The 20,642-nt window shown below is 31.6% G+C and carries 27 protein-coding genes and 1 pseudogene; all 28 read right to left on the reverse strand.

The window, feature by feature from the left end; genetic code table 11:
- Nucleotides 1–183: 183 nt before the first annotated feature.
- The gene (locus tag ACS8MM_RS00885) at nucleotides 184–852 is read right to left on the reverse strand and encodes a hypothetical protein (protein WP_379712071.1); all 669 of its coding nucleotides are present in this window, start codon (nucleotides 850–852) and stop codon (nucleotides 184–186) included.
- 158 nt (nucleotides 853–1,010) lie between these two features.
- Nucleotides 1,011–1,451 carry a hypothetical protein gene (locus ACS8MM_RS00890; protein ID WP_379712073.1) on the reverse strand — a complete coding sequence of 147 codons (441 nt, stop codon included), beginning with the start codon at nucleotides 1,449–1,451 and terminating at the stop codon, nucleotides 1,011–1,013.
- Between the two features lie 209 nt (nucleotides 1,452–1,660).
- The gene (locus ACS8MM_RS00895) at nucleotides 1,661–2,074 is read right to left on the reverse strand and encodes a hypothetical protein (protein ID WP_379712075.1); all 414 of its coding nucleotides are present in this window, start codon (nucleotides 2,072–2,074) and stop codon (nucleotides 1,661–1,663) included.
- 15 nt (nucleotides 2,075–2,089) lie between these two features.
- Entirely contained in the window at nucleotides 2,090–2,317 is a 228-nt protein-coding gene (locus ACS8MM_RS00900) for a hypothetical protein (RefSeq protein ID WP_379712077.1), read from the reverse strand.
- A gap of 179 nt (nucleotides 2,318–2,496) precedes the next feature.
- On the reverse strand, nucleotides 2,497–2,955 hold the full coding sequence (locus ACS8MM_RS00905) for a hypothetical protein (protein WP_379712079.1): 459 nt from the start codon (nucleotides 2,953–2,955) through the stop codon (nucleotides 2,497–2,499).
- Nucleotides 2,956–3,177: 222 nt separating this feature from the next.
- Nucleotides 3,178–3,699 (reverse strand): STM3941 family protein, encoded by a 522-nt coding sequence (locus ACS8MM_RS00910; protein WP_379712081.1) that lies wholly within the window; start codon nucleotides 3,697–3,699, stop codon nucleotides 3,178–3,180.
- Nucleotides 3,700–3,935: 236 nt separating this feature from the next.
- Entirely contained in the window at nucleotides 3,936–4,514 is a 579-nt protein-coding gene (locus ACS8MM_RS00915) for a hypothetical protein (RefSeq protein WP_379712083.1), read from the reverse strand.
- A 127-nt stretch (nucleotides 4,515–4,641) separates the two neighbouring features.
- A complete protein-coding gene (locus ACS8MM_RS00920) occupies nucleotides 4,642–5,172 on the reverse strand; it encodes a hypothetical protein (protein WP_379712085.1) in 531 nt (176 codons plus the stop codon).
- Nucleotides 5,173–5,390: 218 nt separating this feature from the next.
- The gene (locus tag ACS8MM_RS00925; protein WP_379712087.1) at nucleotides 5,391–6,149 is read right to left on the reverse strand and encodes a toxin-antitoxin system YwqK family antitoxin; all 759 of its coding nucleotides are present in this window, start codon (nucleotides 6,147–6,149) and stop codon (nucleotides 5,391–5,393) included.
- A gap of 278 nt (nucleotides 6,150–6,427) precedes the next feature.
- Nucleotides 6,428–6,748 carry a hypothetical protein gene (locus ACS8MM_RS00930; protein WP_379712089.1) on the reverse strand — a complete coding sequence of 107 codons (321 nt, stop codon included), beginning with the start codon at nucleotides 6,746–6,748 and terminating at the stop codon, nucleotides 6,428–6,430.
- 238 nt (nucleotides 6,749–6,986) lie between these two features.
- A complete protein-coding gene (locus ACS8MM_RS00935; RefSeq protein ID WP_379712091.1) occupies nucleotides 6,987–7,586 on the reverse strand; it encodes a hypothetical protein in 600 nt (199 codons plus the stop codon).
- A 159-nt stretch (nucleotides 7,587–7,745) separates the two neighbouring features.
- A complete protein-coding gene (locus ACS8MM_RS00940; RefSeq protein ID WP_379712093.1) occupies nucleotides 7,746–8,324 on the reverse strand; it encodes a hypothetical protein in 579 nt (192 codons plus the stop codon).
- A 22-nt stretch (nucleotides 8,325–8,346) separates the two neighbouring features.
- Nucleotides 8,347–8,793, reverse strand: coding sequence for a DUF3859 domain-containing protein (locus ACS8MM_RS00945; protein ID WP_379712095.1), 447 nt, complete (start codon nucleotides 8,791–8,793; stop codon nucleotides 8,347–8,349).
- A 184-nt stretch (nucleotides 8,794–8,977) separates the two neighbouring features.
- Complete coding sequence (locus ACS8MM_RS00950) at nucleotides 8,978–9,721, reverse strand: toxin-antitoxin system YwqK family antitoxin (RefSeq protein ID WP_379712097.1); 744 nt, start codon at nucleotides 9,719–9,721, stop codon at nucleotides 8,978–8,980.
- 184 nt (nucleotides 9,722–9,905) lie between these two features.
- Complete coding sequence (locus ACS8MM_RS00955; protein WP_379712099.1) at nucleotides 9,906–10,454, reverse strand: hypothetical protein; 549 nt, start codon at nucleotides 10,452–10,454, stop codon at nucleotides 9,906–9,908.
- A 180-nt stretch (nucleotides 10,455–10,634) separates the two neighbouring features.
- Complete coding sequence (locus tag ACS8MM_RS00960; RefSeq protein ID WP_069796431.1) at nucleotides 10,635–10,841, reverse strand: GDCCVxC domain-containing (seleno)protein; 207 nt, start codon at nucleotides 10,839–10,841, stop codon at nucleotides 10,635–10,637.
- A gap of 1 nt (nucleotide 10,842) precedes the next feature.
- Nucleotides 10,843–11,442 carry a mercuric transport protein MerTP gene (gene merTP / locus ACS8MM_RS00965; RefSeq protein WP_055092307.1) on the reverse strand — a complete coding sequence of 200 codons (600 nt, stop codon included), beginning with the start codon at nucleotides 11,440–11,442 and terminating at the stop codon, nucleotides 10,843–10,845.
- On the reverse strand, nucleotides 11,439–11,813 hold the full coding sequence (locus ACS8MM_RS00970; RefSeq protein ID WP_035679264.1) for an ArsR/SmtB family transcription factor: 375 nt from the start codon (nucleotides 11,811–11,813) through the stop codon (nucleotides 11,439–11,441). Before ACS8MM_RS00970 ends, merTP begins: the two co-directional genes overlap by 4 nt.
- Before the next feature lie 356 nt (nucleotides 11,814–12,169).
- Nucleotides 12,170–12,463, reverse strand: a complete 294-nt coding sequence (locus ACS8MM_RS00975; RefSeq protein WP_073312232.1) for a putative quinol monooxygenase — start codon at nucleotides 12,461–12,463, stop codon at nucleotides 12,170–12,172.
- Between the two features lie 100 nt (nucleotides 12,464–12,563).
- Complete coding sequence (locus ACS8MM_RS00980; RefSeq protein WP_379712103.1) at nucleotides 12,564–13,424, reverse strand: helix-turn-helix domain-containing protein; 861 nt, start codon at nucleotides 13,422–13,424, stop codon at nucleotides 12,564–12,566.
- 245 nt (nucleotides 13,425–13,669) lie between these two features.
- Nucleotides 13,670–14,491: a hypothetical protein gene (locus ACS8MM_RS00985; protein WP_379712105.1), complete on the reverse strand. Its 822-nt coding sequence runs from the start codon at nucleotides 14,489–14,491 to the stop codon at nucleotides 13,670–13,672.
- A 159-nt stretch (nucleotides 14,492–14,650) separates the two neighbouring features.
- Nucleotides 14,651–15,646 (reverse strand): hypothetical protein, encoded by a 996-nt coding sequence (locus ACS8MM_RS00990; RefSeq protein ID WP_379712107.1) that lies wholly within the window; start codon nucleotides 15,644–15,646, stop codon nucleotides 14,651–14,653.
- A gap of 170 nt (nucleotides 15,647–15,816) precedes the next feature.
- Nucleotides 15,817–16,611 (reverse strand): annotated as a pseudogene (locus ACS8MM_RS00995) (cation transporter).
- 161 nt (nucleotides 16,612–16,772) lie between these two features.
- Nucleotides 16,773–17,636: a DUF4238 domain-containing protein gene (locus ACS8MM_RS01000; protein ID WP_379712109.1), complete on the reverse strand. Its 864-nt coding sequence runs from the start codon at nucleotides 17,634–17,636 to the stop codon at nucleotides 16,773–16,775.
- A 161-nt stretch (nucleotides 17,637–17,797) separates the two neighbouring features.
- Nucleotides 17,798–18,205 (reverse strand): hypothetical protein, encoded by a 408-nt coding sequence (locus ACS8MM_RS01005; protein WP_379712111.1) that lies wholly within the window; start codon nucleotides 18,203–18,205, stop codon nucleotides 17,798–17,800.
- Between the two features lie 175 nt (nucleotides 18,206–18,380).
- Nucleotides 18,381–19,295, reverse strand: coding sequence for a hypothetical protein (locus tag ACS8MM_RS01010; protein ID WP_379712113.1), 915 nt, complete (start codon nucleotides 19,293–19,295; stop codon nucleotides 18,381–18,383).
- Between the two features lie 390 nt (nucleotides 19,296–19,685).
- A complete protein-coding gene (locus ACS8MM_RS01015) occupies nucleotides 19,686–20,024 on the reverse strand; it encodes a hypothetical protein (RefSeq protein ID WP_379712115.1) in 339 nt (112 codons plus the stop codon).
- 112 nt (nucleotides 20,025–20,136) lie between these two features.
- Nucleotides 20,137–20,642 (reverse strand): tyrosine-type recombinase/integrase (locus ACS8MM_RS01020; protein ID WP_379712117.1); only part of this gene is annotated, 506 nt, incomplete at its 5' end.

The following is a 20,642-nucleotide window of genomic DNA, read 5'->3' on the forward strand; positions in this document are numbered from 1 at the left end:
TATTTTAGGATTTTGCGGTTGTAAAATTTCTTCTAACGTTCTGGTAACATAACAGGTTTGGGACTAAATTAAGATTTATTTTTCGGTTATCACTAAACTGACAAATACAAAACCAACATCCCATTAAGCCAAATGCCCAAATCCGTAGTAGTAGTAGTAGCTGTTATGCAACGTAATATTTTTTCAACGGCAATTTAAACCTTCGCAGTATATTCCAAGACTCTTTGTCTTAATAAATCCTTCTCTACTAATTTTTATTTCAACCGACTCTCTTCGAGTTGGAAATTCATGGTATTTCATTAGATGCAATTCGAAACCATTTTGCAAGTTTCTGTACTCGCTTCCTCTAATATCATTATCTAACTGATAACCATAAGTTCTTGCTAAAAGCATCGCTTCTTCAAGATTGTCAATTGTCCCTAAAAAATCACGGAATTCTTCTTCAGTTTTTAAGTTGTTTACTTTGCCATTATCAATTGTCACAACATAATTACAACGAAAATTTGGATGCCCTCCAAAGAAAATTCCAATGGTATAATTTGGTCTTGGTTTTTCATTTATTTTTTTTCTTAATAAAGAATCTCCTCCTTGTTTTAAAACAGTATAGGTTTCTGAACTTGAGTTTTGATTGTAGGTAGCGTATTGCCAATATTGATAGTTTCGATTAGGTTTTATATATTTCGCTAAACTGTCCAAATAATTTTCTTTTAAGTTGTAATCAATTTTATGAAAATTAGGAGTTCCTACAACGTTTTCAATTTTCATTGCTACGTCTAATTTTTCTAACTTTTCCACTTCTTTTTTTTTACAAGAAACAAATAGGAGAAGAGTTGGGATGATTATGTTTTTCATTGTAAGTGTTTTGAAATTATGTCGTATAACGGTTTCGGGCTTTGCGTTCGGAGTACAAAGCTTCAATTTATTACTAAAGTTCATTAGATGTACAAAGCTCCAAGTTTGCACGTCAGACCGCCTGACGCAAAACCATTGTTACAAGCTGTGTTACCTTGTCAGTCATTCGTGTTGTTATCTATTCTACTTTTGTTAATTTCAGTTGCAACATTAATTTCAATATATACAAGCCCGAAAATAATGGCTATTTCCCCTAAAAAGTATGCTATAGCAATAGTTTTAAGTTGAGGGTTATAGAAAATTGTAAGACCAATAGTCAAGACGCAATAAAGTAGGTTAGCAATACTAATACCCTTAATAAAAGGTGACCAGTTCGTTTTAATGACAAAAAAACAAGTCGTTGAGTAAATAAAGAAACAAACTGCAATCACAGAAAGATAAGTCAATATTCTTTTAGGCATTCCAAAATATTCGTTGAAATTTCCCAATACTACAAACAATAAAAACGCAGTAGTCAAAGCACCTAAACTGTCTATTAAGAAAAGTTTTTTTGGTTCTGAGGATAATTGTTTTATAATCTTATTTACTGTCTTTATCATATAAATTGCCAATATTAGTTTTGTCAAGCATTTACACGTTGTCTTATGTGTTTGTGTGGTCTTCTATCATTGCTGGTAATCCAGCCGGCTTGAAGAAGTTGGGAATTTAGTAATCCAGAACTTTCCATTAATCACTGAACTCAAAAATGAAAACAATGTTTAAATTAATGACTAAAACCCCTTTTTCCAAACCACTGTTGTGTGCTGCTTTAATCATTTCCTGTGATTAATTTTGCTATACGTTCAGAATTAATTATCTCTATTTTGTCAAGGGTTTTACGAATTCTAAGCTCAAATTTGTTTTGTTGGCTTCTAATTTTTTCTATTTCTTTTTTTAGTTTTTCTTCTGAAAATAGAAATTTACTTTTTATATCCTTAAAATCTTCAAGATTTAAATCAGTATAGTCAGAAAACTCAACTTTGCCATTTTCTTTTTTGTAAAATATCCAAGGATGACCAATCCATAATTGTATCCAGCCATTTGATTTTTCATCAAAAATGCTTTCCCACTCTTTCATATTCCCAATATCTCCGCAGCAAGTAGGTTCAATAAGTAAAACATTATCGTCACTTACAACAATTCCTCCGTATATTCTGGTTACTTGTTCCTCAAAATCATCCAAATCAACTTCTTTTAGCTAATTTCTAATTATTTCTTCAAGCTCGTTGTCGTTAATTGTTTCAATGTCAACTAAATAAGATCCTTTTCTAATTGCACTTAAATTTCCTAATCTTTTGTCTGAAATACATCTTATCCAAAATTCATTCCATTCATCTGGAAGTTCAGATGAGCTACCATTAGGATACTCATACTCACTATCAGAGTAAGCATATGGACTTATTTCGATTGTGTTAAATAGTTTCATTTTTTAAATCTTATTCGCTCGAAAATAGCACACAATGTTTCCACGCTTTAAGCGGTTTGTGGACTTAGAAGCAGAGTGTTTTCTGCTTAACCTGGATATTCTTGAATACGGTAATTCCACTAAATCCGCAAATCGATTGAAACGTGTGTTAGCCGTTGTTTTTTCTCTGTTCAGTTTTTCTATTCCTTTTTTTTCAGAGTTATAATGGGTTTAAATTCGATTTTTTCGCAAGCATAACAATTCTCTTTATGAAATTCTTGAAATTCATCAAACTCTGTTCGGTAAGGCTTATAACCATTTTTAATTATCTCAAAGTCAGCAAAACACCAAGCAAATGGCAAATCTAATGGTGTATGGAACCATTCAATACGTGACTTTTCGTCTAGTTTAAAGTTGCCATTTTTATCAGTTCTGACAGTTTGCGTTCTGAATTCTTTAGATTCTATTGCGCCAATTTCTTTGTTTTTAAAATATTCTTCTTCAATTCTATAAACAATTGCGTCTGAAATTGGATTACCAGTTTCATCAATTACTTTCCCAATAACTTTTGCTTCATAAAAAACCTTTTGAGGACGAATAAAAAGGCCGAATATAAAAATCAGAATTATTATTAGAATTATTTTAACGGTTTTCTTCATATTTTATGTTTCAAGGGAAAATAACGGCTAACGTTCCGGCGCTTGGCGAGGTTACGAAGTTCGGAACCAATTATTGTATTTCATCCGTTCGGCTTTTAGCCTCGGGTCTATCAAAGATAAATTTTTTGCGAGAAATAACGTGAACTTACCACAAAATTCGCACACGAGCGCAGCGATTGTCGAAGGAATCTTGCCAAACGCTTGTTAGTGGCAGTATTTATTTTAATTAAAGTGCTTTTTTATGATTTTAGCTCTGTTTTCCCTTTCGGCATTGATCATTTCAGTGATAAAGTCAGTCATTTTGTTTTCGTCTATTTTAAGTTGACTAATTTGTAAATTAATATTCTGTGCTCCAACCGCATTATTGAGTTTAGCAGCCCATTTATATAACTTTTTCTTCATGACAAAAGACTTGTCAAGTTTGAGCGACACAAATTTTTGCTGATGAATGTTTAATGGATAGGCACTTTTAATTTGCTCCCATTTGAATTCGTCCTGTTTTGTGGTTCTGTCCCAAATACCATTTTCGGTTATAATTATTTGTGGTCGTCTGTCAAAAGTTTGAAAAAGTCCAATTGGAATACCAAGTCCAAAAAAACAAGTACAAATCCAGCCCATTATATAATCTGTTGTTCCAATAGGTTCTTTACTTATTGCAAAAATTCCAATTGCAATGAAAGGAATTGACAGGGCAAAAATTTTTAGTCCTTTTAATGGTTTTTTATAGAGTTTGACTTCTGTCATTTTTCAATTTCAATTTTTAACAGATTTGCTTGTAATATTGCCACTAATGTTCCGGTGCTTGGCGAGGTTGCGAAGTTAGGAACTGATTATTTTATTTCATCCGTTTGGCTTTCAGCCTCGGGTCTGTTAAAGATAAAATTTCTTGCGAAATGTAAACGTGAATTTACCACGAACTTTGCACACGAGCGTAGCGACTATCGAAGGAATCTTGCCAAACACTTGTTGGCAGATCGGTTTTATTTTCCACGCAATATTTCTCTTAATTTTTCATAGTCGCCACTCATTCCAAATTCATCAGTGTTAGATTTTGTCCCAACTATTATACTAGCGTCACAACCAAAACAAATTTTAGCTATTCCGACTATTCTCGACTTTTTTTTGAATATTAATATATCTCTATAAATGTAAATACAAGCAGTTGCGTATACTTCGGAATGCTTTTTTTCTGTAAAAACTTCATCTATTTTATTAAACTTATTTTCTTCGATTTTCGATTTTGTATATCCAAAAGATTTTAAATAGTCGATAAAATTTGTATCAGAAATAGATTTTGGAATCTCACCTAAAATTATTCCCATTTTTAATGAATCTTTTAATGATTTTTTTTGATTATCATAAAGGTCACCAATTTGGTCTTCTTCAATTTCACTTTTATAATATTCAATTTCATCATATTCGAAATACTTCCCGCCAGTTATTTTTGGTTCTTTGATGATGATTTCAGTATTCTCTTTTTCAGCGTTTTCTATTTTCTTTTCTGTTTTTGAATTACAGCCAATGAGGACAAGAGTTAATAATAAAAGTAGTTTTTTCATTTAAAGATTTTGTTTTTCGTTCTGCTCGTCTAAACTGTCTGCCAACACCACCGTTTATTAATTGCTCAAATGTTTATATTCACACTGTCTGCCCACTAACGCAAAACCCATGATGGTGGCAGTTTTTTTATAATATTCGTCTATTTTCCTCAATTGCTTTTTTATATTCTGTGGAATCGTTAAGTTTCTTTACATTGTCAATTAAATAATCTATTTGTGCAAGTCCAATTTTGTGATATTTTTCAACTTGTTCAACACTTAATTTGATTTCTCTCTGTATGTCAGCTATGCCTCCTAAGTAACACCATAAAAAATATTCATTTTCAATTTGTTGAAAAATATAATCCCAATCTTTAAAGTAAATTAATTTTCCTTTATTGTTTTTAATGTCAAGATAGACTGGTTCAATTTTGAAGTGTTCATATTTTGAGCAACTAAATCTAAAGGTTTTGATTGTAAAAGTACTTATTAAACTTTCAACTTCGTCTATTTGCTTTTCATTCAGATTGAATTCAAATTTCAGAGATTTCAATAGTTCATTATCATCAGTAAATGATGTTAAACTAATAAATCTATCAAATTTATTATTCCATTCAGAAATTGTCAATTCATCTCTTGTCAAAATTCCCGCATTGTATGTGTCAATTCTAAAAATCATCAATGTTCTTTATATAACATGCTGTTAAAATAGCCACCAAGTGGGTAGTTGTCTGCTGTCCTGAAGGGCGGCAGGCGACTAACCATGTTCCGGCGCTTGGCGAGGTTGCGAGCTTCTGGAAGATTTATTTTCCACTAAGATAGAATTTAAAAGCGAAATATAAATATGAATTTACCAATGTTCTCACCATTTCGTGAAACTGCTGTTATGGGCAGTTTTTATTTTTCTTTAACGAAAACTTCTTTTTCAAAAAATCTGTAAAGATCTGTAACCTTTAATATTGACGAATCATTTGGAAGTAATTTTGTTTCCAAAATTTTCTCTTCAATTCTACCTTTTATTTTCATTTTACCCTTTTTATAGGCATATATTCCAAACCAAGGCTTTATTTTTCCATTTTTAATTTCACCACTTCTAAATGTATCTTTTATAATTTCTGTCTCGGATTTTTTATTATCAATTAATATTGACAGATATTTAGTATCTCCTTTTTTATCTGAATAATATTCATTTGCTTCAAGCAAATTTGTACCGACAATTAATGTGTCAGGGATTTTAAATTTAAAGAAAGAGCTTTTGGAGTAATCAATTTCCCCCTGCGAATTATATATTATGTATTGATTTTTATAAGCACTATCATTAACTTCATAATATTCTTTTTCTTCTAATATTTCATTATTATGCCCAAAAACTTTCCACCAATTTTGTTGATGTCCATTATAAAAAATACCTTTTTCTTTAATTCTACCATTTTCATAGTATATAAAAACAGAATCTCTTAATTCTCCATTAAAATATTCGCCTTTACTTTTGAGTTTTCCACTTTCGTAATACTCTTTGAATTGTCCATTTCTAATTCCATTTTTATCTAATGCAATTTTTAATTTTAAATTTCCATTAGGATAATATTCTTCATAGAACTTTTCATTATTACAAGATAAAGTCAAAAACAGTAATATCAATAGTAGTTTCTTCATGTCATTTTTGTTTTCTGAATCGGCGCTAAAATTGCCACTAACGTTAGTCCGCTTGTGGCAGTTGCGTAAATTTATAACAATAGGTTACAAGTACAAAACTACTTATAGAATTTTCGGAGAAAATTCCAAACAAGCACTGACCTAGTAATTGCCACAAACGGTGGTTGTATGCCGTTTATTTTATTTTAAGTTTTATATTGCCATTTTCTAATTTGAGTATGTAATATTTTTTCTCTTGTTTGTAAGGTTGGTCATAACATAGTCCTTCAATTGAAATTTTATAAAGATTTTTTTTTTGTTTTAATCCATTTGCCTTTTTCTAATATTGCAATGTTACCACAATAATATTCAAACATTCTTGTTATTTCGATTTCTCCATTATCTTGAAAATTAAATTTCCAGGAGACATCATATTCTTCTTTATATTCTGTTTTACCGTTTAAATATTCTTCTGGAATTTCTTTTACCAAACTTAAATCTTTTGACATGTCTTCACAGGAATATATATTTGAATAATATTCTCCAACTATTTCATCTGTTTCATTTTTTGAAGAAATCATAACAAGAAGATATACGATAAATGAAAAACATAATTTCATGATGATTGTTAGTTTAAATGGTATACAACGGGCGCTCCACAAGCCCGAGGGAATTGCAGACCACGTTCCGGTGCTTGGCGAGGCTGCGAAGTTCGGAACTGATTATTTTATTTCATCCGTTCGGCTTTCATCCTCGGGTCTGTTAAAGATAAAATTTCTTGCGAAATGTAAACGTGAATTTACTACAAAATTCGCACACGAGCGCAGCAACTGCCTTAGGAATCTTGCCAAACGCCTGTTAGCTGTAGTTTTTTTTATCAATAAGTTTTATTACAATGTCATCAATATATTTATCATCGGTTAACTTTTCATAAGTTTTATTGCCTCCTTCAAAAAGTATTATGTATGCATTATTTTCCTCATTAATGCAACTTAGAATTGAGTCTGATATTTGTGAAAATTCATTTATCCAGTTTTTTACTGATTCAGATTCGTCTAGCATACAGCTCATAGCTGTAGTAACAGCAGTAAATTCAATTTTGTATATTTCTTTTTCAGTTAAATATGTAATACTTACGTCGAAATTTCCAATTCTGATTTTACCGTTTCCTAAATATGTTGAAACAAAGTTTTCTTTGAAAATTTCAACTTTACGTGTCGAGTATTTTTCATATAGTGTTTCAATTATTGGTAGGTCTATATCAAAAATAATTGAAGTAGAATAGTTAACTCTGTTGTCTTCAACGTTGCTTGAAAAGTTGTGACCTTTTATTAATAAAGAATCTAGATTCAAAGATATTTCTTTTTCATCATCATCAGTATTGCTTAAAAGCCAATTAAAAGAATCTTTTAATTTTTCTTTTTTTATGTATGTCAAAATTGAGTAGTCTAGTCCCATTTTTGTGTAAAATTACAGCTAACGTTTCGCTGCTTGGCGCAGTAGCGGCTTCGTGGAACGATTATTTCTTGCTAATATAAGATTTTCCAGCGGAAAATCGAACGTGATGTTAATTGAAAATTTATCTATTGCGCCAAACCGCTGTTATATGCAGCTAATTTATCCAATACAAATTAACACTGTTTTATTCAAAAAAGAGGCTTCATAATAAGCATTTTGTATTGCTATAAATTCTCTAATAAATTGTTCTTTTCGGTAAGTTGTAGAGCAGTTATAACAATCGGAGTCTCTTAATTTCTTTTCAATTTCTTTGTTGTCAAGAGCTTTTTCAATATTACTTATGGATATTTTTTTTAATTCCTCAAAAATTAATTTACAATTCTCTGAAGAGTTATAATAAAGACGTGATCTATTTACAGTTTCTGGAAGATAGTTTACTTCTTTTAGAATTTGATTTAGAATACTTTTTTCTGAGCTATCCAATATTGCTAATAGCTTTAGTAATACATCCCAGATTTTGGAATCACCACTATATTCATTTCGTCTAAACCACTTGTCTAAAAATTCGTGTTCAAAAGTGATATTCTCTGTGATATATTTGTCTACGTCAAAGTCTTGAAGATTTAATTTTTCATTTAATTCTTCATCTGCAATGTAATATGATAAGCAATATCCCATGTTGTTTTTTAGTTGCATATAACGTTTTGCAAATGTGCTGTTAGCTGTTGTGCCTCTCATCTGTCAAAAGTGCTATTTTATTTTACACTATTTCAAACGTCTTTTCAAGTTTAATCACTTCTTTCTCCAGTATCTGAAAGGTCCAAGCACCTTTTTGAATTTCCCAATCATATTCAAAACAGAAGTAGTCAAAATTATTTTCGTTTAAATAGTTATTCTTTTTCTCCACAGTTACTGTTGAACTGTCGCCCGTATTAGGGTTTGTCAAAAGCGGATGTGAAATTTTACAAGTGAACGTTACATCGATAAATTTGTCATCAGTATATCCTTCAATAAAATATTCAATGCCAAATTTCAACCCGACAACACCTTTCAGCTTGTCAGTATTCTCTATAAATTCTATTGTCGTTGGATAGAGAAAGTATCCAGAAAGACTCTCTTTAGTATGCTTTTTTTCCTCTTCGTCTGTTGTCAGCAGACCAAATTTTAAAAGTTTGATTTGTTTGATTTTTACTTCTTCCAAAATCATTTGTTTTAGTTAACTTCTTGTCAAGGTTTCTTGTCAGGTGCGGTGTCAATGGCATTGCTGCTAACTTCCTGGGGGATTGTTCTCCCAAAAGAATAAATTAAAGATTAAGTTTACAAATACAAAGCCAACTTAAAATTTTGCCCTAAAGCTCCACTTGCTCAAAACCGCTGTTAGTGGTTGTTTTTTATTTACCTTTTACATAAACCTCTTTTTCGAAGTATTTATATAAATCTGTGATTTCGAGTTCAGCTGAATCTTTCCCAATCAAACGTTCTCGTAGCACCTTTTCTTCTATTTTACCTTTTATTAAAAGTTTACCTTCTTTATAAGCATAAACCCCAAAAAAAGGATTACGAGTTCCATCAGTAAAAGTGTCTTTTCTAGTTTCTTTTTCTGAGTATTGATTTTCAATAATTACGTTTAAAAAGTTATAATCGCTTTTAGTCGTATTATCATAAAAGTTCAAGCTTAATTTATTTTTTCCAAGTTTGATTGTATCTGGAATATTTAATTTGAAAAAAGAACTTTTTGCATGGTCTATTTTTCCATTTGCTTTGTAAACAATTACTTGGTTTAAATATGCACTATCTCTGAGTTCATAATATTCTTCGCGTCGTAATAATTTGTTTTTCCCATTATAAATCTCTTGCCAATTTTGTCTATGACCATTTTTGAAAAATCCTTTTTCTCTAATTTCACCATTTTTATAATAACCAAAAACAGAATCTTCAACTTGCCCGTTAAAATATTGGCCAGTAGCTCTTAGTTCTCCACTTTCGTAATATTCTTCAAATGGGCCATTTTTGACTCCTTTATTGTCTAGTGTAATTTTCAATGCTAAATTACCATTTGAATAATATTCTTTATGAAATCTATCTTTACTACACGAAAGATTTATAAAAATAAAGATTAATAATATTTTTTTCATTTCTGTTTTTTCGTCATTTTTGGTAAAATGGCCACTTACGTTCCGTCGCTAGCCGGCCGTGGCGGAAAAGCGAAACGATTATTTTCTTACTAAGATAAGATTTTCAGCGGAATATCGAACGTGATGGATAAAACTAAAAGTAACTATTGTGCCAAACCGTTGTTAGCGGTAGTTTTACTTGCCATCAATTGCATTTTGGGTAAAGATTTTTTTCCGAATGTTTTTCCCAATCTTTGCGTCCGAGCCAATCTTCTTTATTTGCTGTTATATTATCAAAGCATTTCATATTTATCGAATCTTTTTTGCAATAAACAAATCTTAAATATGCTGATTCACATAAAGTATTATTCTCTTCAAAACGCACCAATTTTTCGGTTATAAGCTTATCTAAATTATCATTTGGCTTTCTATTGCTGATTTTCTTTTTTCTATTTATAAATAACACATTCGTACCTTTAATGTTTTTATAAAAATAATCGTTATCAATTTGATATGGAAGACATGCAATATTTAATGTTATAATACCATTCTCTTTAGTTTCTTTATAATTGCATACAATAAGTTTCTGATTATAGCTTTTCAGTTTTTTTATTGAATCTTTAATAATTTCAGATTGGTCTACGAATTTGCATAATTTATCTAAATCATTTACAGCTTTCAGCTTTTCCGATTCCTTTTTAGAACAACTGAATAATGAAAACAATATAAGTGAAGTAATCAAGAGGTTTTTCATATATGCAGGGTTTAGTGAAATTATCGCTAACGGTTTGCGGCTTGGCGAAGGTGGCGATTTAACCACAAATGTTCATACGAAGCACACACTTCAAATTTACGAAAAACTGTCATACGAAGCACTGAACCGCCACTTTTGCCAAACCGCTGTTAGTGGCTGGGCTTCTTTGTTTTCCGTCTGTCAGCAACATTTTTTGTCCTGCTGAATTGGTGGACAAGCAACACTTCCGTAGCTACAATAAACACAGCAGTCGCCTTGTTTTGGTTTTAGAACTTGTTTGCATTTTTCACATTCGTAAAAATATTGGCAAGCGTCTGTCGGCATTGTTTCTTCTTTCTTATGTCCGCAGTTGGGGCAAGTTATTGTTGATTGTAATTTGATTTCCATTTTAATTTTCTTTTTTGTCGGTTACAGAATATCCTGTTGAGTTTATTGCTTTTTCGATTTCAGAAATATTTGTTTTTGAGTTGTCAAATTCTATGATTGCATTTCCATTTTCATATGAAGCGTTTGAACTTATTATTCCTGTCAATTTATTTACTTCGTGATTTACGTGTTCTTCGCAACTCGCACAAGTCATTCCGCTAATCGTAAATTTTACTTTTTGAATATTGGATTTGTCCACTACTATGATTTGCTTTTCTTTCTTTGGGTAGAAAATGCTTGAATAGTATGGAAAGGCAAGCATAACGATTGCAAATGCTGTTACAATTCCTAAAAACATTTTTGACTGAATGAATTTTGGTTTTTCTTCTGTCTCACAGTTGCAGTCAATTTGCTTTTTAGGTTTCAACTTTTGATACCAAGCAAAACCAAGAACCAAAATTGTCAAACCGATAAAATACGGTCTGAAAGGTTCGAGCCAAGAAAAAGTAGAAGCAAGTCCGCTTGTTCCTGCTACTAAAGCCAAGACTGGAGTAATACAACACAATGAAGCTGCAATTGCTGTTAAAAGTCCTGCTCCGATTAGTTTTTTGTCTGTTTTCATAATGTTTCTAAAATTTTGTTTTCGTCAAGTATTTTAAAAAACGGTTTCAGCATTTTTTCATACTCTTTTGTCAATGAGTAAAAAATGGTTTGTGCTTCTCGTTCGGTTTCAATTAGTTTTCGGTCTTTGAGTTTTCGCAAGTGTTGTGAAATTGCCGAAATTGTCATACCAAGAATGTCGCTCATATCACAAACACAGAGTCGTTTTTCTTCATATAATAGAAAGAGAATTTTCAGTCTTACGTTGTTTCCCGCTAATTCAAGTCCGTTCGATAAATAGTCAAACGAGCCGTTGAGTTCTGAAACTCGGTTTTTACAGCGATTTATTTGTTTAATGTCCGCTTGTTGTCGTATGCAAGAATTGTTGTCCATATTGTAAAGATAGTTAATTTGTTTATTTAAGCAATTACTAAAATACAAAATATCAAAAAGAACCCGATTTGTCTGTCGGGTTGTGTCGTCATAGCCTTGCCACTAACGTTCAGCGGCTTCGCGACTGTTGCGATGCCAGCGAACTGCGTACTTTCTGCTAAGATAAAATATTTTCGTGAAGAAATAAGTACAATTCAAGAAAAACCAGCAATAGCGCGAAACCGCTGTTGTGTGCTGGGTTTCTTCGTCAGTCTAAGCTTAATTTATTATCAAGCTGTTTTGTAAACAAAGGCAACCTGTCCAAATTCATTTACAGAACTTTGACAGGCTGCCATTTTATAATAATTGTGGTATGTTTATTTAGCCGCTAAAACGTCTATTTTCTCTATAGATGGTGCAGTAGCCAACAATTCAGGTGCATTTTCCATTAACGCCTTTGCAATCTTACCACCAAGATGTGCTTCTCTGCCTTCTTCATCTGAAAAAGTGTCAAAAATGCCAAATGTAGAAGCGTCAATACGGAACGCATACCATGTAATAGTACCCGCTTCTTCATTAGCAAGTGGCAATGCACTTGTAATAAACTCTTCAACATTTTTTTCTTTTCCAGCTTTTGCTTCTAGTCGAACTAATAATCCTAATTTTTTCATGTCTTTTTATTTTTTAATTAAATCAATTTTGTTTTAACAAATTTAGCTCATTTAAGCTTGTGAGGCTTTTGTATTTAGTTCAAAAACTTATGAAAAAAGGTCAAGTTTTCATAATGTTTTTTGGACTGTAACCAAATTCATTTTTAAAGGCTGTGCTAAAATTTGATAAGCTATCATAACCAAAGTCCATATAGATTTCTGATGGTGTCGCTTCATTATTAAGTAATAACTTTTTGGCTTTGTTGAGCCGTTTTAGTTGAAACCATTTTCCTGGAGACTCTTGATATAATTGTATGAATTTTCGCTTAAAAGTAGACAGGCTCATATTGCATAGAAAAGCGACCTCATCAATATTCAAACTCGTGTACAGATTTTTTTCAATAACCATTTTAAAAGAAAATTCTCTTTCGTTGATTAACAAAGAATGTAGATAAACAAAAAAACTTTGCCCATACTTATCAGCCAGATACAGCATAATTTCTTCAAATTTCAATTCCAGAATCTTTTGAGAGATTGTTTGATTCAAGCCATAAATTTGTTGAATAGAATTAATAAAATGGATAATAAAATTGTCTTTTTCCATAAGGAAATAAGGACTACTGGTAGCTGCTTTGTTAAAGTCATTTGGGTTAAATAAATGCCCATATTTCAATAAAAAATCATTAATGTTTTTTTGAGAAAAGAAAAAGAGTAGGCAACTATAACTATTTGCCCCAACAATTTCTGTTGTTAAAAAATTCCCCGACGCAAGGAGCAAGGATTGTGTATGATCTATTGAAACGATGTCATTAGAAAAGTGAATGTCCTTTTGTCCGTCTAACAAAAAACTGAATACATTTTTGTTTAGGTTAATCTTATTTTTGGAAACATGTTTATACACCTCGTAGTTAGCAATTTGCAGGTCTGGTGTCTCCGTGTAGTTACTTTCAAATAAATGTTCGGGAAGATTTGTAATGTCCACAATAGTGTTGTTTTAAAAAACATTTTGGCATTGTAAATATATTAAATTTCTATTTCAAAAATCGTTTGCTCAAGTTTGGATGAAGAGGTCGTTTAGCCTTGCACACAACGTTCCCAGGCTTTGCGAGGTTGCGGACTAAAGAAGCCCAAAACTTTCAGTTAAACACTGAACTCAAAGATACAAAACAAACTTCGAATAAGCCCAAAACCCGCAATCTTGCAAAACCTGTGTTGGCAGTAGTATTTTTAGTCTTGTTTCAAATTTTTGGTTTTTCGCTTTTCTTTGCGTAGTTGTTTTTTGCTTTTTATGGTAATTGATGCTCCACTAGAAATTGACATGCTTTTTTGTTCTTTAACAAGCTCTAGCTTATTAGTATTTGCATTTACAAAGTATAAATTTGTAATTCTTTCTTCCCATTTCCCAAATTCTGAGTTTGGCTCATTCTGATCTTCAATTAACCAACAAAATGAATTTATATTATCTAAATAGGCTAATTCTACATAATCAACTTTTTTACCTTTGAAACGAATGTCATTTTTAACTAGATCTAAAGCTAAACAATAATCAGTCAGATTTTCAAAATCAATATTTTCAGAATATTTCGGGAATTTATTCTCGGAAATCATTTTACCATTTTTGTCAAATTCAAGACCGAAACCATATTCAATATTTTTGATTTTATAAGTGTAAAGTATCCAATAGGTTAAGTTATAATTTGTTAGGTTATATAATTTTTCGTCATTGTAATTAATTTTTACAGAATCTTTGTAATTAACTTCAAATCCATGTCTTTTTAATTTTTTATAAAAATCATTTCCACCACGATTAATAATATAATTTTCTGCTTTAAAAAGTATAGAATCGGAAAAGTTTTTAATTTTATTTATGTCTTCAGGATATGCTATATCTTCTAAATAAATTGAGTCTTGATGTTTTTCAGCAAAACGAATATAATTTTTGGTTCTTGACAAATATGTACCGCCAAAATCTAATTTTTCAGAATCTTCACATTGTGAAAATCCCAAATAAGAGAATAAAATAAAAATTAAGATAAATTGTCTTTTCAATTTCAGTTTTTTATATTACTGCCAACGTTTCGCCGCTAACCGACTGTTGCGAAGCCAGCGAACTGCGTACTGTCTGCTAAGATAATATTTTTACGTGAAAAACAGACGTGAAACCACGAAAATCCAGCAATAGCGGTTAACGGCTGTTAGCTGTAGTACTTATTGCTCCTTTCCTTTTACTTTGTTTACAATTTCAATTACTTTATCCAAAAGTTTAGGATCGTAATCATCTGAATTCTGCTTAGAAAAATTGTTTTCTTGATTATTAATATTCCAATCTCTGAATATTTCTTTAATGTCATTTGGGTTAAGGTTGTTCTTAAAAATTTGTAAATAAAATTTTCCAAACGAGATAGCGTGAATCCTATCTGCAATTTTTAGAGATTCGCTCATGTATGATTTCGCTAGATTGAAACAATATTTTGAAGCGGTAATGAGCAGAATGATAATAAATACACTTTTAATTCCGTAGAAAATTGTGAGACTCCAATTTTCTTTATCGCTATTAATAACAATTCCTGAAGTAGTTAACCATACTGCTACACCAACACCCACGATAATTGAAAGGAATCCCAAAACATACCACAAAATTGAAACTGACCTTTGGTACTTCTCTCTTTTTTCTAGTTCCTTTATGGTTTCAGTTATATAAGTCGGAGCAGACGTCTCGATATTCTCCTTTATTTCTTTTGACTTTTCTTCTTTTGCAAGTCTCTTTCCAAGGAAGATATTTATATATTCATCTATCCTATTAGCAATCCTTTCAAGGTCAATTTGAGAATCGTTTTCTAGCCTTATGAAATTAAATGACATAAAAGATTCTGGAAGATGATTCAAACTAACCCTTGATGATAAAATTGGGATGAATAACTTATTGTCAACATTAGATGCATAGTTTCTGAGTCGGATTAATTCATTGTATCCTGATTTACTCTCAATAATTGAATCAGTAATTAATGAAATAATTACCTCAGAGTTAAATAAAATCTCATTTATATAATTGTCACTTTTCTCATTATTTGACATAATTGAACTTTCGAAATCGTCAGAAACAATTTCGTGCCCTTTGTCTGTAAGAGCTTTTCTTAGTGAGTTTAGAAGATGATAGTCAGTCTCACTTCGTAATCTTGGAACAGAAATAAATATTTTTGCCATTTGTATTGAATGTCTTTATAGTATTACAGCTAACGGTCTCGGCTATGAACAGTTGGGGGGGTTATGCCCTAACTTTTCGGTTTAGATCCAACCTTTGTTTTATGTTTATACTTTGGTTTTATCACTTTCGCCCCAATTGTTTATAGCCATTGTTGTAGCCAGTGCTTTTTTCATTTTCCAAGTTTTAATATTCTTATCGCTCCTTGAATTACCAAAACAAAAACGATTGTTCCGATTATCAAGTCAGGTTTGTTCGAGTTTAGTCAATTGACTAAAATTCCTGCTGTTATCACTCCCAAATTTATTATCACGTCATTTGAAGTGAAAATCATACTTGCTTTCATATGAGCTTCTTCTTTGCTCTTTGATTTTTGTAGCAAATACAGACAAATTCCGTTAGCAATAAGTGCAAATATAGAAACGATTATCATTGTCGAGAAGTCGGGCAATTTTTCTGCTCCGAAAAATCTTCTCAAAACTTCAATAAATCCAATTACTGCAAGAGTTATTTGAAAATATCCAGCGAGTTTTGCAATTCGTTTTTTTCTTGTTAAAGTTCCGCCAACAGCAAACAAACTAATTCCGTAAACAAAACTATCGGCAAGCATATCCAAACTGTCCGCAACAAGTCCCATTGATTTTGAGATTATTCCTGTTGTTATTTCGATTAGGAAAAAAGCAAAATTTATAGCGAGTACAGTCCAAAGTAGTTTTCTTTGGTTTGTATTTTCTTTAAAATCAGTTTGGTCAGTTTGTTCGGTTGAGATTTTCTTTCCGCCCAAATTTAGTTCGAGAACGGATTTTTCGATTTGGTCAATTTGTCCGCTGTGAAAAATGGTCAATTTTCGGTTTGGAATGTCAAAGTCCAAATTCGCAATATTTGAAATTCCGTCCAGTTTCATTCGGATTAAATTTTCTTCCGAAGGACAGTCCATTTTTGTAATCTCAAATATCGTTTTGTTCATTCACAGTTTCTTTTTTCGCATTGGCTACAACGGGCCGCGGCTTGCTGAAGTGGCGACTTCGTAAATTGTTTATTTGTAGCTAAGATACAATTTCTTGCGAAAGAAAAACGTGAATCTACTACAAAAATAGCCATTTTAGCAAACCGCTGTTATGTGACGTTTTATTTTAGTCTTTTAAATAACTCAATTTTAAATTCCTCAAGACTCATTTTATATTTCACAAAGGTTTCTTCTAGCATTTCTATGTATTCAAGGCTTGTACAAGACACATATTTTTTTGCTTGTTTGTATGATATTATGTCAAAAAGTAACCATAAGTATGGTGGAAAATCCTTTTGTTTAGACGTTTTCATAAATACTCTTGTTCCACTTAAAGGAAATACATAACCGTCTTCATTAATATTTGGAAATTCTTTTTCAAATATTACAGGATTGTCTGAGCACAAAAACGGAAGTTGCTCTGGTCTTGAAAGTAAATTATAAGGCATCTTATTTTTAGCACTACGCATTGTATCTGCAAAAGAAAAAAATAATTTATATGCTTTTAGAAATTCAGGATTATTTTTTATTTCATTTTCAGATTCAATTTTTCTGACTCCGTCTTTATCCAAAATTTTTAAACCAACATAATCTAAATCAGTGTTTTTTAGGATAATTTCAAGTAAATCTTTTCTATGAGGTAAACGCCAAAACATTAAATTCGCAAACATGTTTAAGGATTGAACATCATATTCATTTATTCCAAAATTGTTTGAACTATCATTTTCATTTATTCTGGTTAATATTTTCGAAATATTGTTTTCTAAATCTGAGTAAGCCTTTTCAATAAAATCACTTTGTTTATCACCATAAAATATAGTATTCCCGTTTTTTTCAAAGAAATATGATTCTGTTGAGAATTCTTTGCCTTTCTGAACAAACTGTTTCTTTTCTACGTCATATACTCTTATCAATCGAGATTCTTTTGTAAAACCCTTAAGGTAAAACACAGGCAGATAATGATGTCTCCAGGATAAGTTATTCATCTATTTATTCTTTGTGGGTAAAAATGTCACATAACGTGCCGCGGCTTTGCGCAGTGGCGGAACATTAATAATTATTCGAAAGATAAGCAAAATTTGAATTAGCAGATTATTTTCCAAGAAAGATAAACGAGCCATTGCGCAAAACCGCTGTTGGCAGTAGTTCATCTGTAAATCGGTTTCTTATATTTAAGCCAAATTTTAAATATTCCAATTCCGCTAAAATTGGCAATAAAATAAAAAAGCGCACTGTCTAATATTGCTGGAGATTTCAATTCATCCCAATTTGAATCGTAACCATAAATCCAACCCATAATTTGACCAACGTCTATTCCAGCTCCAATGAGAACAACAATTGAAACTATTCCAGCGTAGACCAATTTCTCAACAAAGATTAATTTCTCTGTTGGAATTAAATAAACTAACATATTTAAAAATGTAATTAAGAAATAAAATCCAAATGCTGGCACGCCGTAGTAGTCACCATGATATGGAGATTCTTGAAATATTGAACAGAAAGCCAATAATAATATTATAAAAAATATCCGATACCTAATTACGTTTTCTATCATTCGCCTTTTCTGAAGATGTGTGTACTGTGAATTACTGCCAACGTCTTGGCGCTTGGCGTGGTTGGGGAATAAAGATGCGAGATTTTTCGGTTAAACACAAATTTTCCAAATACAAAACTAACTTTCCATTAAGCCTAAAACCCCAATCTCGCCAAACGGCTGTTATGAGCCGTACCTATTTAAAGAGCTCGTTAAAATTCAGATAAATGTTTCCTGTTTCGCTTGCCTTTCTTCGCTTTTTAAACAATAAATCGGTTAATGTAATTCTATTTTCAAGCACTGCAAGCAAATCAATTCCATCCATAATTATTATAGATTTGAAATCAGTTGAAATTGCTTCTTTGGTAACTCCATCAATTGAGATTAATAATCCAGCTGCATTTTTGAATTTCGTTTCGACTTTAAAACAGAATGTAGCTAAATCACTTCTGTTAACTTCGGTTGCCCATTTAGCTTCTAATAAATAATCAGTATTCTGAAAAGTAAATGCTCCGTCGATTTGTTCGCCATAAATTTTGAATGAACCTTTAGGTTCAAGGTCAAATAAAAGAAAAAGCTTGTATAAAAATTTCTCAAGCTGAAATCCTCGTTGATTAAAATTTTTATTAACGGCTATTATATTGAATTCATCTTTGAGTTGAAAAAGCTCTTGTTCAAGTGATAAAGCTTTTTTTGTATTCAGTTCTGCTTTAGCTTTCCTAACTTTAGCTTCTTCTTGTTCTTTAGTAATTTGAATGAAACCTTTACTTAACGTTCTTAATCTGTTTACCGCATCTTTAGCCTTTTTTGTTTTTGTTCCGTCTTCGTCCCAGTAAGTCAAATTTCCGAAGTCATTAAAATCTGTTACGGCTAAAATTAGATTCATTAAATCAGATTCGTAAATATCAATGCGGTTAGTCATTCGTGTAAGAAGTTCTTTTACAATTTCTCTTTTTGTCGCTGACCAATTTATTGTTGAAACAATTGCAGGATTGTCTAGAGTTAGCTTTACAAATTGTTGTAAATCTTCTTTCTTCCAATAGATGACGGATAAAGCTTCTTTAACCGCTGAGATTGCTTCTGGTGATATTTTCTTTTTCTTAAGTTCCATTAATTATACGGTTTCTCTTGGTATGGCTCATAACGTTCCGCGGCTTGGCGCAGTAGCGACTGCGTGGAACGATTATTTCTTGCTAATATAAGATTTTCCAGCGGAAAATCGAATGTTGTTGTTTATTGATTTGTAGCTATTGTGCCAAACCGCTGTTGTGTGTCAGCCTTTATGTCATTTTTAAAATTTCAATTTATCTCGCTTGCAAAAATATTTAGGACTGATATCTGAATGGACACAACCACCGTTATAATAATTATTTTTATCGTATGGAATGTATGTAGTATCTCCTTTTTTGTCAATTTGTAGATAAACAATTTCTGTTCCAAGTCCGTAGCGAATCGGTATAGTTTGGTCATGTTTTGAACATTTTGGACAAACTGCTTTTCTTCACTTTTTGTTATATTTTCTTGGAATTTCAATTGTAAACTTAACAGTGTCGTTTTCTGTTGGTTTGATAGTTGTAGCATAATTTTCACCTATTCCGATTCCACGGTAAAAAACGTCAAATTCTTTGTCTGAAGGAGCAGAAATTCTAAATTTTCCATCTTGCTCAACAATATTCTGCGCAATAACTAATGTATCGATTCGGAAATCAATAATTAGTCCAACTATATCGTTTTTGTTTTCCTCGTTCGATATTACAGTTCCAATAAAAATCGTGTTTTTCTTTGGAGTTATGAAACCCAAAGTGAAAATTGTCAATATTATTAGTGTTAGTTTTTTCATCGGTAATAAGGTTGCACACAACTTGTTTATATGTATTGTTTTATCATACATATCCTTCCAAAAGGGCAGGATAGTTACAGTTAGTACAATACGCATTCAAATATACTACATTTCATAAATTATCAAACGGACTTTTAATTTGTTGTAAACTATGCGTACTCACATGCGTATAGATCTCGGTGGTTTTACTGCTGCTATGCCCTAGTAACTCCTGTATGTAACGGATATCGGTACCGCTTTCTAATAAATGCGTGGCATAACTGTGGCGAAGCCAATGCAAACTAACCGGTTTCTTAATTTTTGATCGGTAAAGCGCTTGTTTCATAACACTTTGCAAACTCTGTTCGGAGTATTGCTTCTGCTCAATACCTTCAAACAACCATTGTTTTGGTTTGTGCAATTGATAATACATCCGCAACAGTGCTATAATCTTGACGGAAAGTGGTGTAATCCGGTCTTTTTTTCCTTTCGATTGTCGGATAGTCAGAATATTTCGCTTCGAATCTATATCCGCAAGCTTTAGGTTCAGCAATTCGCTTCTTCGTAATCCGCAGGCATAAAGCAAACTCAGCATGGTTTTGTGCTTTAAATTGGAGGTGGATTCCAAAAGCAATTTCA

Origin of the sequence: Flavobacterium sp. MAHUQ-57, assembly GCF_051908335.1 — a bacterium.
Taxonomy (GTDB): Bacteria; Bacteroidota; Bacteroidia; order Flavobacteriales; family Flavobacteriaceae; genus Flavobacterium.